We start from the raw sequence: 16,412 nt of genomic DNA, 5'->3' as shown, positions 1-16,412 counted from the left end.
CTTCGCCCATGACATATCGGGGAGCCGTGCCCAACTCGCAGACTCTCGGCCGCATCCTGCAGCAAGCGCGCCTTGCACGAGGTCTCACCCAGCAGCAGGTCGCCGAGGAACTCGGCATATCGCAGCGGTATGTGTGGGAATTGGAAGCGGGGAAGCCATCGCTGGTCATGACCCGGTTGTTCGCCTTCATGCGCCTGACCGGGATGACTCTGCAGGCCGAGATTCCAGAAGACGCCGATGAGGCATGAGCCCAACGCCACCTTCGAAGCTGGTGGAGCCGCTGTCAATATGAGCCTTACTTAGGTAGTATTGACCAAAGAAAGGGGTTGATTGACAGTGGCTCGGAAGATTCCTCCGTCGCTTGCACCAGTGATTGAGCAACTCGAACTGGATGCACCTGCCGTGGTGACAATCAAGGATCTCGCCGTACTCGCCGGACACGCATCGGGCACTGCGGATGTTCGCCAACTTGCCTACGAACTGCAGCGCGAAGGCTGGCTCGGTCGGTTGCGCACCCGGAATGCCTGGGAGTTCCTCCCCGGGTCACGCGCAGGCGCGTTCAGCTCGGCCGACCGATTCATTGAGTTCCGGGCCAAGCGAGCAGTCGATCCGTCGTGGAGTGGCGTGTTAGCCATGGAGTCTGCTGCAAGCCTTCATTCGCTCGCGCAGCGTGTACCCGAGCAAGAGGTCATGGCTTTGCCCGATGGCGAGGAGTTGCCAAAGGCGTTCGCCAGAGACTGGCGGTGCGTGCACCTGGACCTCGGGCCTTCAGCGAGCACGATGCTGAATGGGTTTCCCGCCTGGACCGTCGACGCACTCCTTGTCGGTATCGCCACACGACCCTCTGGATACCGCGATGCCGCTGGTCTCGCGCAATGGCTGCCAGACGCGGAACGACACATCGACGTCGCCGAGATCGTTCACCTGCTGGAGCCGCTCAATGAGGCAACTCGTCAACGAGTGAGCTACTTGCTCTCCATAGTGGGGGGAGCCGAGTTGGCTAGGACGGTCTTGGATGTGTATCCCCCTTCCCAGCCTGTCTGGTTTGGCCCACGAGTCAAAGGTGGTCGCTTTGATCGAACAACGATGGTCAACGACACGCGCCTACATGGCTATCTGACAATCGGAACTGGCGCATGAGCCGCGTCACCGAAGGTGACCGGGCTCGTCACTACCAAGGAGTCAAGGGTGGAATGCCTTCCGAGCTGTACTTACTTTCATGTAGAGCGAGAGGTCGCCGTCCAATCCGGTGGCCTTGAACCCGTTGCGCGCATAGAAGTCGAGAAGTCCCGAGTTGTCAGCGTCAACGACAATCACCTTTCCACCACCAGCATCGGCAACTCGGATGACTGTCTCAATGGCTTCGCGCAGCAACTGGCTGCCCCACTGGGCAAGTTTGTCGGCACGAAGGTCGACGTGAACTGCAAGCTTGCCCAGTTTCCATGCGGGCACGCTAAGCGGCCAACCACGGGAGAGAGATGCAGGAGCCTGCTCGCGTACGACCTGGGTTGGGTTGATCGCGAAATATCCGACTACTCGATCGCTGTCTTCTGATCGTTCGACCAGGAGGTAGACCGCGCAGACTCCAGCCTTCACCGACGCACCTGCATGCAGAGTCAGCCAATCGTTGTACGTCGCCTCGCCGCAGTCGAATGATTCCAAGTCAAAGTCCGCAGCGAAGGGAACAACGCGGTAGGTCGGGTCGCTCACCTAGCGATGCGGCGTGGCAGCGAGGCCAACGTGTGCAGTTCGGTTGACTCATCGGCGATATCGATAGAAGCCATCATCGAGTCGAATACCTCCGGAGCCATCATCGTGACGTCAGCGCGCGCGATGACCTTCAGTGCGGCTTCTCGGATGGCGTCCGCTACAAACGTGGTCTTAGTGACGTGCAAACGGTCTGCGGCTTCGATGATCAAGTCGTCGAGTTCGGCGTCAATGCGCGCCTCAAGTCGTGCCTTGGCGCGTGCCGTGGTTGTCGTAGTCATGTGGTGTGCACCTCCGACGGGTAACTGTACGGCAACTGTACGGCTTTTGCAACGGAAGTTGGGTGCAATTCCCACTTCTCAACTCAGGATGTGGTTGCCTTCCTCATAGAAGGGATCTGATGGATTGCTATGTCGAATAATCCAGGTCTCTGGAAATTGGCCATCTCCGCTCTGCGCGGAACATGTCAATTTCCGGAAATATGGTGGCTCCCTTCCCTGACAGACGAGCTGAATTTCCAGAACCCGCCGAGTGCGACATGGACAGCACTCGCAACTTAGACCCCACGCGAGTCGACAGATGAGCGTGAGCCGACAACCGTGCCGCTTACTTGGCATGAGCGTCAACACCCAATGAAGACCATGATCGATGCGAAAATGCGAGGTACCGAGGGGGGTCCACCGTTGTAGAAGGTACCGGCGGCCATCGAGGCCGCCCTACCGGAAGGCGAACCATGAAGAACGAGTTCATGACCTCAACCAAGAAGGCAGTGGTGCGACTGCAGAACCTCCAGCATGCTCACGCTCGAATCAAGGAACGCGCTGATGCCCGACTTCGGCTTGCCCAGGATAGGCACGCTCTCGACCTTTCGCGAGCAGAGAAGCTTGAAGCCGAGGGCTGGCAGCAGCTCATGTCGATTCCAGGCATGACCGTCGCGACAGCTGCAGTCATCCTTCAGGTGAGTCAGTCGACCGTGAGCCGCTGGGTGGCTCGCATCCCGAAATCCTCCGATGCATCGAACGAACTTCGGACTCAGCGCGGAGGCATGGCATGAGCGCCCTAGCGCTGGCACCGCAGGCCGCCGGCCAAGGACTGTCTCGTTCGCTCTTCACCGCTGAAGAAGTGGCTCTGGCCTTGGCAGTGTCCGAGACTCTCGTTCGGCAATTGACGCTCTCCGGCGACATCCCGTGCCGCCGCATTGGACGTCTAGTTCGGTACGCCCAGGCGGACGTGGATGCATTCGTAAGTCGATGCGATGAGCGCGGATACTGATGCCACATTGGCTTGTCGGAAGTCATGCCGACAAGCGACACTGATCAACTATTGCCGCAGCGACGAGGAGTGAGATGGGACGACAGCGAGGTGGCGCCGAGGGATCCGTCCGCGAACACCCAGCCGGCTCCGGCCTGTGGCAGGCCCGACTTCCCGGACGCATCGATCCGCATCGGCGCCCCATCGACGGTTCCTTTCCGTCCGAGGTTGTTGCGCGTCGAGCTCTGAACGAAGCGATCGCAGACATCGACCGTGGCCGTCAGCTCAAACCGATCGGTCGTCCTGGCGCTTCCAAGCGCACCGTGGCGATGGTCGTTGAGGACTACATCGAAGACCGCAAGACCGATGGGCTCGATCCCATCGCGAGCAAGACAGTTATGGACTATCGCGAGGCACTGCGGAACGTCATCAACCACCCACAGGCGAACCTCGGACGAGTGCCCACCAGCAGGCTGGATAGCCCGGCGCTTGATCGTTGGCTGCGAGATCTTGCCAAGGCTGGCCTGAGTCACGGACGGATCCACAAGGGCTATGCGGTTCTTCGTGCTGCTCTGGCATGGGAAGTGCGCAAGGGTCGGCTCGCAATAAACCCAGCCCGCGAAGTCCGGCGCACGAGTACCAAGCGCGGTCGAAGCCGCAGGCAAACCAGTGACCCTGTCCTGCTGCCGTCCTGGGACGAGTTGGCAAAGCTCGCTGCGCATCCCCCGCTATGGGAAGACCGACTACTGATCTTGCTCATTGCCTGGGCCGGGCTGCGATGGACTGAAGCAGTGAGCCTGTCAGTGACAGACGTCTGGCGAGATCGCGCGCGACTGTCAGTGCAGCGGGTACTTGCCTGGAACCCTGACGACCAAACTTGGGAACTCGAAGATGTGAAAGGCGGCATCGCCGCAACCGTGCCGCTTCCCGAGCCGCTGTGGAAGGCACTCATTGCCCTGGCGGAGTCGCGTTCGATCGAGGACCGTCTTGGCGGGGATCTGCTCTTCCGACCACTCAAGGTCCGTCGGCTCGGGATACCAACGATGCTCGTAGATCACACTGACTGGAGCAAGCGCGTATGGCATCCAGCCCGTGCGGCCGCGGGCCTTGTCGGCGACCTATCGCTTCCTCAACTCGATCCGCGTCGTCGCGCCCTGCACATCAAAGACCTGCGCGCATATGCAGCCAGTGTCGTCGTCGATAGCGGCGGCACCCAGTACGAAGCCGCTGCCCTGCTTCGTCATGCCGACGTCATGACCACCAATCGCTACTACGCGCGAGCACAAGATGAACGCAGTCACGATCCCGCTCGGGCACGGCTGCGCATCGACACCGACCTCACCTTGCCCCAGCGCATCGATGCCTTGTGGGCGGCCTGGGCCGGCGCATTTCCCGCCGGAGCAGGGGCATTGGACCCTGCCCGCCCCGAACCGGTCGTAGAGCCAGAAACGCCGATTCAGGCGCAGGAAGACGCACCCGGGCACCTGCCTGTGGAAAAGAAAGGGCCAAAGAAAGGGCCACAGCCCAAAATCAGCCCTTTCAGCACCTCGCTCGAATCGCCAAAAACCCTTATACTGCAAGGACAATCGGCTGGTGGGTCGCCCGGGGCTCGAACCCGGAACCTACGGATTAAAAGTCCGCAGCTCTAACCATTGAGCTAGCGACCCGCGTCGGGTGACTCTGACTCACGAGTCATCGTCGATTCCCGAGCGCACACCTTCTCACAGGGGCTCTGCCTTCGCGCCTAGCAAGGCTCAAGTTCGTCCGAACGTACGAAGTAGGTCCAGGCTCAGTTGTCGGTTGCGCGCAGCGCAGAGGAGCCATCAGCACGAGCCGCACTCCTCCAGCGCCCAGGCAATCGCCCTGGCGGAGGGGCCCCACGCAGCTCGACTGACTCAAGATCCACTCATGCATTCAACCCCAGTGAAACACTTCAGCAACAAGCACGCAGTGATATTGGCTCGGGGCAAGTGTGCTGAGGTGTCCAACAGGTGCTACCCGCAAAATGCTGCACGGTGAATTGAGGAGTAACGATGACCAAGAAGTCAGAATCTACGAAGCCCAAGCGCGCGCCGCGCATGCCGCTGCCGCTCTACGAAGCTGAGTTGACGCGCCTCCAAGCCGAACTTGTACAGATGCAGGAGTGGCTGCGGCATGAAGGCCAGCGCATTGTGGTGGTCTTCGAGGGACGCGATGCCGCCGGCAAGGGCTCAGCTATCAAGAGAATGATCGAGTATCTGAATCCACGCGTTGTCACTATCGCTGCGCTTCCCACACCCACCGAACGTCAGAAGACCGAGTGGTACTTCCAGCGCTATGTCGCAGAGTTGCCAGCAGCTGGCAACATCACCTTGTTCGACCGCTCCTGGTACAACCGCGCTGGCGTCGAGCGCGTCATGGGCTTTTGCACGCAGGAGGAATACGACCGGTTCCTGCATCAGGCACCAATATTTGAGCGACTGCTCGTCGAGGACGGCATCTTGCTTCGCAAGTACTGGTTCAGCGTCAGCGATGCGGAGCAGCAGCGCCGATTCAAGTCACGCCTGAAAGACCCGATGCGGCAATGGAAGCTCTCACCGATGGATCTTGAATCCATCACGCGATGGGAGGACTATTCGCGCGCCAAGGACGAGATGCTGGTGCACACCGATATTCCAGAAGCGCCGTGGAACATCGTCGAAGCTGACGACAAGCGGCAAGCGCGCATTAACTTCCTGCATCATTTGCTCTCCACGATTCCGTACTACCACGCAACCCAGGAACCCATCACTCTTCCCATCCGGCCACCCGCGCAGAGATACGAAAGACCGCCGCGCAATCCTGCGAACTATGTGCCGGACTATGCGGGCGCCTTGATGGCTGGTGAGGTGCCAGCCCCTGAAACGGCAAAGGTAGGCGAGTAACTACTCAGCTTCAGCAGCTGGCGGAGCGCCTTCCATCTGACGCAACAAGGCGATGCGCTCACTGATCGGTGGGTGGGTGTCGAACATCGACTTTGACTTGCCATCCAGTGGTGACTCGATCCAGACGTGCGCGACTGAAGTCGATCTCTGCTGCACGACGGTGCCGTCGGCTGCCAACGTTTCCAGGGCTCTGCGCAGTCCAGTGGGGTTGCGCGTGAACTGAACTGCGGTGGCGTCGGCCAGGGCTTCGCGTTTGCGCGAGATTGATGCACGCAGCAGCAAGGCAGCGATGGGGGCCAGCAACAGGATCGCGATTGCGACAATCTGCGCGATCGGATTGCTGTTGTTATTGCGACCTCCGCCGAAGAAGGCCATGCGTGCACCCATGTCGGCAACGATTGCCAAGAGACCTGCAGTCGTAGCAGCGACCGCCATGACGAGGGTGTCGCGGTTGCCCACGTGCGCCATCTCGTGCGCGGCAATGCCTTGCAACTGCTCTCGATCCATCACCTGCAGAATGCCTGTGGTAAACGCAATGACTGCGTGCTCAGGGTCGCGCCCGGTTGCGAAAGCATTCGGCGCCGGGTCATCAACGATCGCAACCTTGGGCATGGGCAAGCCGGACGCTACGCACACTTCCTCAACGATGTTGAACAGCTGCGGCGCGTTCTCGTGATCAATGACCCTGGCTTTGGTCATGGCCAGCACAAGGCTGTCGGACTTCCAATAGGAGGCCCACACTCCAATAAGTGAAATGCCAACGGCGAGCGGCACGATCCAGTAGATCTGCATGCCGAAGAGGCTGGAGATGGCCCACACAATGGCGACGACCGCCACAAACATTGAGCCTAGGAGCAGCCAGGTCTTGCGTTGATTTGCTGCTTGCTCGGCCCGAAAAGAAACCGCCATTGCGATTAGAAGGTGACGGTAGGTGCGTTGCGATCAACTGCGTCCGGCACCTCGTAGAAGTCGCGTGCCTTGACTCCGGCAGTCCCGACGAAGAACTTGGTAGGGATGCTGACGATCAAGGTGTTCAGCGTACGCACTGCATCGTTGTAGTACTGACGTGAGAAGGCAATCTTGTTCTCAGTGGCGCTCAACTCCTCCTGAAGTGACAGGAAGTTCTGCGAGGCCTTCAGATCGGGGTAGGCCTCAGCCACGGCGAGCAGACCACGAAGGGCCTGAGTGAGCATGCCGTCAGCAGCTGCAACCTCGGGAACGGTGGTGGCGTGCTCGCCAATTGCTCGCGCCTCGGTGACAGCCTCAAAGGTGCTGCTCTCATGCGCTGCGTAACCCTTGACGGTGTTCACCAGATTGGGGATGAGGTCGCTACGACGCTTGAGCTGTACCTCGATCTGCGCGAAACCCTCGTCGACCGCCACGTTGGCCTGGACCAGGCGGTTGTAGAGAACAATGCCCCACAGGACGAGCAGAACGATGACAACAACTAAGCCGATCAGGATCCACATGACGCTCATCGTACCTTTCTTTGGCCGATCAATTAATCCTTGATCCAGCAGGAATGCGACTAGACGGCTTCGCCGTCATCAAGTTCGGCAAGCATTTCAACGCGGTGCTCATGGCGCCCGCCATCAAATGGCGTCGTCAGGAAGATGTCCAGGGCGGCAATTGCCACTTCCGGCTCGGTAAAGCGCTCACCGAAGCAGGCGACATTGGCATTGTTGTGGCGTCGAGTCATCTCGGCGTCATCGTTGGCGCGAATCACGCCTCCACGCACGCCGGGGATCTTGTTGGCAGCCATGCAGATGCCCTGACCGCTCCCACAGACCGCCACTCCGAACTCGGCTTCACCGTCAGCAACGGCTCGGCCGACTTCGGCGCCGTAGTGCGGGTAGTCAACGCTTGCTTCTGAGTAGGTGCCCAGATCAATGACGTCGTAATTGTTGGTCTCAAGCCAGGCGCGCAACTGCTCCTTGAGAACGAACCCTGCGTGATCTGAGCCGACGGCGACAATCATGCGAACTCCTCGTGGATGAAACGCACAGCACTCTCAGAGTAAGAGCGTTCTCAGAGTAATGGTGCACCAAGTTGAGGCATAGGCGCTGCAGTGGTGATCGTCAGTCCCCCGCGTGTGATCGTCACGCCATTGGCAGCGATTGTCACCGGCACTTGCTCACCGTCGTTTCGAGGCACCAGCACGGTCACCAAGGCCTGCTTGATGCCTGCCTTTGGAATTGGCACCTGTCGATTGATCACCTGTGTGGGCAACTTCTGGCCCCACGCTCCCGTGAACCAGCCGATCTTGCCTCCGGGCTTGGCGTAGTCGATCACCCACGGGTCCACACCTGACTTCACAACATCGAGGTGCTTGTCGCCCTTGGTCAGGACGAGGGTTGATCCCTCGTATCCGGTATTCACACCTGGGGCGACCTGCCAGCGCTGCCAGGTGAACCTGCCCTTGGGCTTGCCCTTCGCCGCATCGACGTAATCGGTGACGATCATCGCGTCGACACTTCGCACGAACTGTGTGCATCGCACCAGAGTCACGGTCTTCCAAGTGTTGTCCTGCACGCACGAGGTGTCATTGCCACCAGTTGCCCAATCACTTGCCGCCGTCAACTTCTTGACGCCTGACCATCGTGAGCGGGCAACCTTGCCGACGGTGAGCCCTGAATGTGCAGCGCGAGTCTTGAGGTACGCGCGCAGGGGGTCACTGTTCTCGTAGCGATAGGGACCAGGATCGCCAATCCATGGAGTGCCCTTTGAGAAGAAGGTCAACCCTGTGCCGTCGTCATGGGTATGGGCCGTGCCTGGCCGAGTTGAGCTGAAGCGCAGGGAGTAGTACGAGTCGGGCATCCCTGCCTGCGGCTGCCAGCCGGAACGGCCGAAGATGTAGCCGCCGTCGTATGCGGAGTAGATCGTGGGCGGCGGGGTACCGGACTTGCCAGCAGTGCGCACCCACTCCGCCTGTCCGTCAGCGGCACCAAAGCTTCCACGTAATGAGGTGCTGATGCCGTCACCAATCGACTCCTGCAGAAAGTCCGGTCGAATCGACTGGCCAACGAAGTCATACAACCGGTTGCGCAGAGTCGGGATGGGATCCGCTGGCATTCCGCATGTCGTCGCCGCCGCTTCGACGTCGAGCAGGAGTTTCTCGATATAGACCGCGTAGCTGGGCGAGCCTTCGACATCACTGCCATCGGGATGGATGATCCCGTTGGCGATGGAGACCAGATTGCTCCAGGCTCGATCGCGTGAGGGCCAATCGGCGGTCCAGCAGAAGACAGCAAGGGCGCCGGTCTGTCGAATCAGGTCCGTGTTGTTGACGCCGGCCGCGACTGGCACGGCGCCAGCATTGGACTTCACCATTGTTCGCGCGTCCCGGATAGCAGCAGCAGCGATCACAGGGTCGTTCAAGGTCTGCGCCGCACACACGAGGGTCTCAGTGCGAAGACCTCCGTAGATCGAGCCATCGACCCAGTAGGCGCGCTTGCCCTGATGATCGGCGATCCAGTAGTGCATCAGCTGCCGAAAGCGATCCACCATCGCTTGGTTCTGGACTTGCACACCGCGGAACAACAGCGGCAGTGCCCAGTTCAGTGAATTCACGTGCCGATCACCGGAGGTGTCCGAGGTGGCCTGAGGCTTCCAATTGGGACGCTCACTCAGTTGGTAGGTGCCGCCCTTGCCGAAGTTGATCGTGCCGTTGGAGAGCAGTTGCTGAGCCGCAATTCGCTCAGCAGCTGGCGCGGCCGGAAACAGTGCCCGACACCAGCTGCCCAGGGCAGTGGGCATCGCAATGGGAACGATCGGCGGCGGAGCAACACTCGGCGAGACCGAAGGGGTGACCGCCACCGAAGGACTTGCTGACGGCGTCGGAGTGGGGTTTGGGGTGGCTGTGGGCGCCTGGGTGGAGGAGGGCGTGACGGCCGGAGTCGGCGCATCAGCCGCCTGCGCAGGGGCCAGAGCCGTGGCTATACAGCAGACGGAAACCAGCGCAGGTATCCCCATGCGCACCATTGATCTCGCCAGAAACATCGGACCATCATCACCCATGGGTGGGCGATTCGGTCAATCCCGACTTGCCGGATTCTCCGCAATTCGTGAACTCGCCGCTCGCTGCGATGGGGATGTCGAGCCAAGCGCCAGACCAAGTCCCCCTAGCAGCGCTGAGACTGCAGGTTTGGCAATTCGGCGGGGCACTCGTGGCAAGCCGAGCATCGACAAATGCTCCGAAGACATGGTCGAAAGCGCCCCTAGGAGCAGCACTGCATACGGACCTTGAGCGGCAAATGGCAGCGGTGGGCGACGAATGAACGCCGCGGTCTCCCTGGCCTTCTCGCCACCGCGCAGCTGCGATTGCCGCGCCGCCAACTGCGCCTTCAATTCAGCAACGGATCGCGGTGGATTCACCACACCCACGAGTTCACCGGCCTTGGCCCACTCGCGCACATACGCATCGGGGCCTCCGGGTATTGGCCCGCCCCACACCTGATGCGTCGTCAGAAATGAATCCGTGAACGCCAGATGCACCCAGCTCAGCAGATCTGGGTCTGTCGCGTCGTACGGAAGTTCAACACCGTCGACCTCGTATGTGCCGTGCACTTTGCGATGCATGCCACGCACCCGTGCGCATTCACGATCGGCTTGGGTGGTGTCGCCAAACGTCACCACGGTCAGCCACTGCGTAGTACCGGCCAAGCGACCCAGGGCGTCCTCTTCGTAGCGCGAGTGCTGCATGACGCCAGCAAGCGCGGCGGGATGCAGGGCTTGCATGAGCAGTGCACGGACGCCGCCAACCAATGTTGGCAGACCTCCGTGCACTGCCCACGCCGCCGAATCGGGACCGAAGTAGCCGACTCCGTCGCCGTGAGCGAGCTGCGCCACCCACTCCGGCGCACCAGTGGGATCCCCAGAGATGATCCGGCGAAACCCTGCGGCCGTGCGTTCGCGCACTTGGTGAGTCAGATCGGCGATGAAGTCCATGGCACCACCCTGCCTCACCACCGATCGGACTATGACTGCGCGGCTGTCAGATTCACTGGAAGCGTGAGGCTTTCACCATCGCGCGTGAGGGTGACCTGCACTCGGTCTCCTGGTGCGAATGAACGAATCGTGACGATCAACTGGGTCCCGTCAGCGATGCTGGTGCTGTTCACCTTGGTGATGATGTCGCCCTCTTCAAGGCCAGCGGCCTCAGAAGCGCCGCCCGCGGTGACTGTTGCGACCTTGGCGCCGGGGCCAGTGAAGCTCGTATCGAGTTGCACCCCGATGACAGGAGTCTTAGCCGACCCGGTCTTGATGATCTCATCGACAATGCGCTTTGCCGTATCGATCGGGATGGCAAAGCCAAGTCCAATCGATCCGGCCTGCTGTCCTGCTGATGCACCCATCGAGGCAATTGCGGAGTTCACTCCGATCACTGCGCCCTTGCCATTGACCAGTGGGCCACCAGAGTTGCCCGGGTTGATCGCAGCATCGGTCTGAATCGCGTTGATGAACGAAGAGGAGTCGCCGCTCTCACCGCCTGCCGTAACTGGACGGTTCAGTGCGCTGACGATGCCGGTCGTGACTGTTCCTTGCAGACCAAGCGGAGAGCCGAGCGCAATGACCGAATCACCGACCTGAAGGCCAGCAGAACTGCCCAGTGGCACAGTTGGCAGGTCACTCTTGTCGACCTTCACGACTGCAAGGTCGTAGCCAGCATTAGCTCCAACCAACTGGCCCTTGGCGCGCGTGCCGTCAGCGAACATCACGTCAATGCCGTCTTCGCTTGCACCACCTGCCACATGGTTGTTGGTAATCAGGTAGCCGTCTGAACTGATGATGAAGCCCGAACCAGTGCCTTCACCTTCGGACCCCGTCACGTTCAGTTGCACGACGGCGGGCTGAACAGCGGCGGCGACCGAAGCGATGCTGCCGTCAGCGGGCAGGGAAGGAGAGCTCGAGTCAAAGGAGGAGGCAACCGCAGTGGGCAGAGTCGCACGTGCCGCGACGTACCCGACAGCACCACCGGCGGCGCCTGCAACAAGCACGGTGACGCCTAAGGCAGCGACGATCATCAGTCCGCGATTGCGTGGCTTCGGTGCGGGCTGACTCCAATTGAATGGGGGTTGATCGTCGTACGACTGCATCGGGCTGTACGGCGGGATGGGAGTGCTCACTGGATCTCCTTCTTGGGGCGAACTCATGTAGCAATCAGACACCCGCCAGCCTCATGCGGTTCCCAACGCATGCCCCAAAGGCCCAGTCCTGATCTAGTTCTTACACAGGCCAGATTGAATAGGTACATGCGAGTCACGATCGACGCCCTTGATGCAGCCCAAGCGCTTGCCAATGGTCACCTCGCAGCGCTGCCCACTGAGACGGTCTATGGCCTAGGAGCCAGAGCCGACGATCCGCACGCGATCGCCCAGATCTATGTAGCAAAGGGACGACCGGCGCATCACCCGCTGATCGCTCACCTGCCAAGCATCGAGTCCCTGGATGACTGGGGCAAGGACGTACCGGAGTTTGCAAGAAAGCTCGCCCGGGCCTACTGGCCTGGTCCGCTGACCCTCGTGGTGAAGCGAACAAGAAGAGCGGGCGACTTCCTGACCGGTGCTCAGGACTCAGTTGCAGTCAGAATCTCTGCCCATCCATTGATGCAAGCTGTTCAAAGCGAGCTCGCCAGAATCACCGGAGACGCGTCAGTCGCGATCGCTGCCCCCAGTGCGAATCGTTTCGGGCAGGTGAGTCCGACCAGTGCCGATCACGTCCAAGAAGAACTTGGTGCATTCCTCGCAACAGAAGACGTACTGCTCGATGGCGGAACATGCGGCATCGGACTGGAATCAACGATCATCGACTGCACCGAAGACCATCCCCGCATGCTGCGGCCCGGTGCCATCACCATCGAACAGATCGAAGCGACAACCGGCATGCGCTGTACGCACGATTCAGCTGTTCGAGCCAGCGGAACACTCGCCTCCCACTACAGCCCGCGAGCCGAAGTCACTTTGCTGACAAAGAAAGAACTGGAGAACGCCGACTACACCAACGCAGCCGCGAGAGTGGGGCTGCTCGCAAGTGCCGACATCCCCACCCCCATCGGCCTGGTGCGACTAGCCGAGCCAGAGTCGGTGGACGAGTACGCCCGCATCCTCTACTGGGCCTTGAGAGAAGCCGATGCCCTTGAGCTCAGAACAGTGCTCGCCGTGCCGCCGAAGAACGAGGGGCTTGGAGTGGCCATCCACGACCGACTTTCCCGTGCCGCGCACCCAAAATGACCTCCGGTGAGCAGCACCAGCACAATCCCCTATAGTTCTCTCGTCGCCAGCGGCATTAGGTCGACGGAGACAACGTCCCCATCGTCTAGTGGCCTAGGACACCGCCCTTTCACGGCGGCAGCACGGGTTCGAATCCCGTTGGGGATACGGCTTCGCTAGAGGCCCCGTAGCGCAGTTGGTTAGCGCGCCGCCCTGTCACGGCGGAGGTCGCCGGTTCGAGCCCGGTCGGGGTCGCCATTTGTTCAGGGGAAACTCTGAATTCGGGCTGGATTACCAGCCACGGCCAGGTAGCTCAGTTGGTACGAGCGTCCGACTGAAACTCGGAAGGTCGACGGTTCGACCCCGTCCCTGGCCACCATCTTCGTAACTGCGCCGCTGTGAAACTCGGAAGGTCGACGGTTCGACCCCGTCCCTGGCCACCACCCGACGTGGACCGCCCCTAACGCCTCGACGTCACCGTGATGTCGCCCTGTCGCTAGGCGGTCTTGACCACCTGCGCGGCGAGCAGCCCATCGACGCCAGCCTGGTCGAAGCCGATCTCGCGCAGCACCTCGACGGTGTGCTCGCCGAGCAGCGGCGGCGCGTAGTCGAACCTGGTGTCGAGGTCGCCGAAGTCCCACATCGCGCCCGGCTGCTCCAGACGGCCCCAGGCGCCGTGCTGGTATGAGACGACCAGCCCGATCTCCTTGTTGGCTGGGTCGTCGAAGAAGGCATTCTTGTTGTCGAGCCGCACGAGCTCGGCCGGCACGTTTGCCGCCGCGAGCGCATCGAGCAGTTCGCCGGATGCGCGGTCGGCGGCGGCCTTTGGGAGCGCGTCCGGGTCAGCCACGCCGAGCACCTCGCACAGACGCGCGACCTGATCGTCGCGATGCGCGGCCACCGCGATCCACGCGTCCGAGCAGATGAGCAGGCGGGCACCGGGCGTGGTGACCATCTGGTCGTGGTCGAGCTGGACCATCGGTGCGAGCGTGCCGTCGGCCTGCAGGTAGGTCTCGCTCGTGGTGAGCACGCCGGGCCCGAGCAGCGAGCCGGCCACATCGATGGCGCGGCCGGTGCGGTCGCGCTCATAGACCGCCAGCAGCGTGGAGACCACCGACGACATCGCGCACTGGTGGTCCATGAAGCCGAAGCGGTGCCACATCGGCCGGTTGCCCTCGCCGGCGCCGGCAACCTCCCAGCCGCAGGACGACTGGAACAGCTGGTCGTAGCCAGGCCAATCGGCGCGCGGCCCCTGCGGGCCGTAGGAGCTCGTGTGGCAGAAGACGAGATCGGGGTTGATCCGCCGCAGCGACGCGGAGTCCAGGCCCAGGCGGCGAGCGGCGGGCATGCGCAGGTTGTGGTGGACGACGTCGGCCCAGCGCACGAGCGCCTCAAGCACGGGGCGCGAGTCGGGTGACTTGAGGTCGACCGCGATGGTGCGCTTGCCGCGCTGGCAGCCGGCAAAGGGCCAATCGCCCCAGCGCATCGGGTCGCCGGTGGTGGCCTCGACCTTGATGACATCGGCGCCGAGGTCGGCAAGCAGCATCGGGCCGAGCGGGCCGGCCAGGTAGTTGCCGAAATCCAGTACCTTCAAGCCGGCCAGCGGGTAGCGCTGGCTCGCGGCCGCGGCCTCAGGGGCCTCCCGCGGCCCCCAGTCGGCGCCTGCCACATCCTGGTGCTGGCCGAGCGCGGGCGCCGGCCCGCGCACCTGCGTCGGCGGGTCCACGGTCAGCGGCAGCCCGGGCACCGTGATGCGGCCGGCCTCCGGATCATCCAGTTCGATGACATAGCGGTTGATGCGCGCCTGCTCGTCGCCGAGGATCGCGCCCACCTCGAAAGCGCCCTGCGCCGGTCGGTCATTGGCCCAGGCGTTGTCGAGCCAGGCCTGTGCCGGACGGCGCAGGAACGCCTTGCGTACCAGGGTCATGTCACCCCAGAGGCCGGTCGCCCCGATGGCCGCGCCTTCCTCGACGGCTTCCGGTCCCAGCTCGGCTAGCACCTCGTCCATCAGCGGGGTGCCCCACGGGGCCGGCTGCATCGCGTGGACCCAGCGCCCGTCGGAGCACTCGAAGAGCGAAGCCTGCATGTTCCCCTTGGGCATGCCGATCCTCAGGGCGTCGGACGGAGTCTCCGCCCGCGACCAGTGCATCATCATCGGGATCAGGGCGCCCTGGACCAGGCTCGTATGCACCGGGCCGGCGGAGCCAGTGCGGCCACGAACGATGAGCCGGGCAACGATCCCCATGGCGGCGAGCCAGACCGCGCCCCAGCTGCCCAGTGGGAAGCGCACGTAGATGGGGCCCTCGCGCAGGCCCTGCTGCTCGTCGAGCACGCCCATGCGCGCGAGCGCGAGCAGGTCGTCGACCGGCAGTTCGGCATCGGGATGGTTCGCCGGCCACGCGAGCACCGAGCAGGCGATGAGGTGCGGATGGGTGGCAGCCAGCGAGGCATCGTCGAGCCCGAGCTCGCGTGCCTTGGTCGGCGAGAGCGAGTGGACCAGCACGTCAGCGCCGGCCAGCAACGAGTCGAGGCGCTCGCGGCCAACGGCCTCGTGCACGTCCAGCACGACGGACTGCTTGCTGCGGTTCCAGGTCTTGAAGCCCGGCAGGGAGCGGGTGGTCACTCCGCCTGGCGGCTCCACGAGCACGACGTCGGCGCCTGCCTCGGCGAGCACCATGGTGGCCGTCGGGCCGGCGATGCCGTCCGAGAGGTCGACGATTCGAATGTCGTGCAAGATCCCGGTCTGCATGGTGCGCTCCCTGCCTTGACGGTCACCGAGGGCTCCCGGTGGATACTGATGCTGCTCGGCGATGCTGCTGGATGCTGGTGATGGACGCCTCGGCGTCCTGGACCAGCAGTGACCACGCAGTTTGGCACCCCATCAGACCGCCTGTCTCAGCGTTGCCCTTCTTGCCGGTGGTCCTGCTCATCCCGGCGATGGCCTTGCACTTTCCCGTGCCGTGCTGTTAGTTGCACCGAATGAACACCAGTGGCCGGCCTGAGGGTGTGGAGGGCGACCGTGGCTAGCGCCCCGCCTGCGTCTGCCGACGCCAAGCCGCCCCTGGCTGGCGTGCGGGTGCTCGAAGTCAGCTACTCACGTCCGGCTCGCATTGCCGGACAGTTGCTTGCCGATCTCGGCGCAGATGTCGTGAAGGTGGAGCGCGCAGGCGGTGGCGACGATACGCGCCACTGGGGGCCGCCCTTTGTTGAAGGCAAGGACGGGACCAATCTCGGCGCGGCTTATTTTCATTCCTGCAATCGCGGCAAGCGTTGTGTGACAGCCGATTTCGAGACGTCGGAAGGGCGCGCGCGCATCTTGAAGCTCGCCCGCCACGCCGACGTA

Annotated in this window: 19 protein-coding genes and 4 tRNA genes; 10 read left to right on the top strand and 13 right to left on the bottom strand. The window is 62.3% G+C overall.

Going from position 1 to position 16,412, the window contains the following annotated elements; all coding sequences use genetic code 11:
• Positions 1–8 precede the first annotated feature (8 nt).
• The gene (locus tag Q8M73_00155; GenBank protein ID MDP2286966.1) at positions 9–248 is read left to right on the top strand and encodes a helix-turn-helix domain-containing protein; all 240 of its coding nucleotides are present in this window, start codon (positions 9–11) and stop codon (positions 246–248) included.
• Positions 249–336: 88 nt separating this feature from the next.
• A complete protein-coding gene (locus Q8M73_00150; GenBank protein MDP2286965.1) occupies positions 337–1,140 on the top strand; it encodes a type IV toxin-antitoxin system AbiEi family antitoxin in 804 nt (267 codons plus the stop codon).
• Between the two features lie 42 nt (positions 1,141–1,182).
• On the opposite strand, the gene Q8M73_00145 is transcribed toward Q8M73_00150, so the two are convergent.
• Both Q8M73_00145 and Q8M73_00140 read right to left on the bottom strand, forming a co-directional pair.
• The gene (locus tag Q8M73_00145) at positions 1,183–1,710 is read right to left on the bottom strand and encodes a hypothetical protein (protein ID MDP2286964.1); all 528 of its coding nucleotides are present in this window, start codon (positions 1,708–1,710) and stop codon (positions 1,183–1,185) included.
• Positions 1,707–1,988, bottom strand: coding sequence for a DUF1778 domain-containing protein (locus tag Q8M73_00140; GenBank protein MDP2286963.1), 282 nt, complete (start codon positions 1,986–1,988; stop codon positions 1,707–1,709). The genes Q8M73_00145 and Q8M73_00140 overlap by 4 nt, the downstream gene beginning before the upstream one ends.
• A gap of 452 nt (positions 1,989–2,440) precedes the next feature.
• Here Q8M73_00140 and Q8M73_00135 point away from each other — a divergent pair, with 452 nt between their 5' ends.
• Together Q8M73_00135 and Q8M73_00130 are read left to right on the top strand one after the other, a co-directional pair.
• Entirely contained in the window at positions 2,441–2,761 is a 321-nt protein-coding gene (locus Q8M73_00135) for a hypothetical protein (GenBank protein ID MDP2286962.1), read from the top strand.
• Positions 2,758–2,979 carry a helix-turn-helix domain-containing protein gene (locus Q8M73_00130; GenBank protein ID MDP2286961.1) on the top strand — a complete coding sequence of 74 codons (222 nt, stop codon included), beginning with the start codon at positions 2,758–2,760 and terminating at the stop codon, positions 2,977–2,979. Before Q8M73_00135 ends, Q8M73_00130 begins: the two co-directional genes overlap by 4 nt.
• Positions 2,980–3,023: 44 nt before the next feature.
• On the opposite strand, the gene Q8M73_00125 is transcribed toward Q8M73_00130, so the two are convergent.
• The 3 genes from Q8M73_00125 to Q8M73_00115 form a co-directional block, all read right to left on the bottom strand.
• Positions 3,024–3,491: a hypothetical protein gene (locus Q8M73_00125; protein ID MDP2286960.1), complete on the bottom strand. Its 468-nt coding sequence runs from the start codon at positions 3,489–3,491 to the stop codon at positions 3,024–3,026.
• Between the two features lie 585 nt (positions 3,492–4,076).
• Positions 4,077–4,259, bottom strand: coding sequence for a hypothetical protein (locus Q8M73_00120; protein MDP2286959.1), 183 nt, complete (start codon positions 4,257–4,259; stop codon positions 4,077–4,079).
• A gap of 290 nt (positions 4,260–4,549) precedes the next feature.
• A tRNA-Lys gene (locus Q8M73_00115) sits at positions 4,550–4,625 on the bottom strand.
• 366 nt (positions 4,626–4,991) lie between these two features.
• Here Q8M73_00115 and ppk2 point away from each other — a divergent pair.
• Positions 4,992–5,861, top strand: a complete 870-nt coding sequence (gene ppk2 / locus Q8M73_00110; GenBank protein ID MDP2286958.1) for a polyphosphate kinase 2 — start codon at positions 4,992–4,994, stop codon at positions 5,859–5,861.
• On the opposite strand, the gene Q8M73_00105 is transcribed toward ppk2, so the two are convergent.
• From Q8M73_00105 to Q8M73_00080, 6 genes are read right to left on the bottom strand one after another with little or no spacing between them, the layout of a single operon-like run.
• Positions 5,862–6,770, bottom strand: coding sequence for a M48 family metallopeptidase (locus Q8M73_00105; protein MDP2286957.1), 909 nt, complete (start codon positions 6,768–6,770; stop codon positions 5,862–5,864).
• Between the two features lie 5 nt (positions 6,771–6,775).
• On the bottom strand, positions 6,776–7,330 hold the full coding sequence (locus tag Q8M73_00100; GenBank protein MDP2286956.1) for a LemA family protein: 555 nt from the start codon (positions 7,328–7,330) through the stop codon (positions 6,776–6,778).
• Positions 7,331–7,389: 59 nt separating this feature from the next.
• Positions 7,390–7,839: a ribose 5-phosphate isomerase B gene (rpiB, locus tag Q8M73_00095; GenBank protein ID MDP2286955.1), complete on the bottom strand. Its 450-nt coding sequence runs from the start codon at positions 7,837–7,839 to the stop codon at positions 7,390–7,392.
• A gap of 50 nt (positions 7,840–7,889) precedes the next feature.
• Positions 7,890–9,860, bottom strand: a complete 1,971-nt coding sequence (locus tag Q8M73_00090; protein ID MDP2286954.1) for a heparinase II/III family protein — start codon at positions 9,858–9,860, stop codon at positions 7,890–7,892.
• A gap of 33 nt (positions 9,861–9,893) precedes the next feature.
• Positions 9,894–10,808, bottom strand: coding sequence for an oxygenase MpaB family protein (locus tag Q8M73_00085; GenBank protein MDP2286953.1), 915 nt, complete (start codon positions 10,806–10,808; stop codon positions 9,894–9,896).
• 29 nt (positions 10,809–10,837) lie between these two features.
• A complete protein-coding gene (locus tag Q8M73_00080; GenBank protein MDP2286952.1) occupies positions 10,838–11,986 on the bottom strand; it encodes a trypsin-like peptidase domain-containing protein in 1,149 nt (382 codons plus the stop codon).
• Between the two features lie 126 nt (positions 11,987–12,112).
• Between Q8M73_00080 and Q8M73_00075 the strand changes: the two genes are divergently transcribed.
• The 4 genes from Q8M73_00075 (at position 12,113) to Q8M73_00060 (ending at position 13,448) form a co-directional block, all read left to right on the top strand.
• Complete coding sequence (locus tag Q8M73_00075) at positions 12,113–13,090, top strand: L-threonylcarbamoyladenylate synthase (protein MDP2286951.1); 978 nt, start codon at positions 12,113–12,115, stop codon at positions 13,088–13,090.
• A 74-nt stretch (positions 13,091–13,164) separates the two neighbouring features.
• Positions 13,165–13,237: transfer RNA gene (locus tag Q8M73_00070), tRNA-Glu, on the top strand.
• Positions 13,238–13,250: 13 nt separating this feature from the next.
• Positions 13,251–13,327: transfer RNA gene (locus tag Q8M73_00065), tRNA-Asp, on the top strand.
• A gap of 44 nt (positions 13,328–13,371) precedes the next feature.
• Positions 13,372–13,448, top strand: a tRNA-Phe gene (locus Q8M73_00060).
• A gap of 117 nt (positions 13,449–13,565) precedes the next feature.
• Here the strand turns inward: Q8M73_00060 and Q8M73_00055 are convergent.
• A complete protein-coding gene (locus tag Q8M73_00055; protein ID MDP2286950.1) occupies positions 13,566–15,818 on the bottom strand; it encodes a CoA transferase in 2,253 nt (750 codons plus the stop codon).
• A 22-nt stretch (positions 15,819–15,840) separates the two neighbouring features.
• Complete coding sequence (locus tag Q8M73_00050; GenBank protein MDP2286949.1) at positions 15,841–15,999, bottom strand: hypothetical protein; 159 nt, start codon at positions 15,997–15,999, stop codon at positions 15,841–15,843.
• A gap of 89 nt (positions 16,000–16,088) precedes the next feature.
• Between Q8M73_00050 and Q8M73_00045 the strand changes: the two genes are divergently transcribed.
• A partial coding sequence (locus Q8M73_00045) for a CoA transferase (protein MDP2286948.1) occupies positions 16,089–16,412 on the top strand: 324 nt, incomplete at its 3' end.

The sequence above is a fragment of the Actinomycetota bacterium genome (assembly GCA_030684515.1).
In the GTDB taxonomy this organism is placed as follows: Bacteria; Actinomycetota; Actinomycetes; order S36-B12; family S36-B12; genus UBA11398.
Note: the sequence above shows the minus strand (reverse complement) of the source record. Positions and strands in the feature narration are given on the sequence as shown.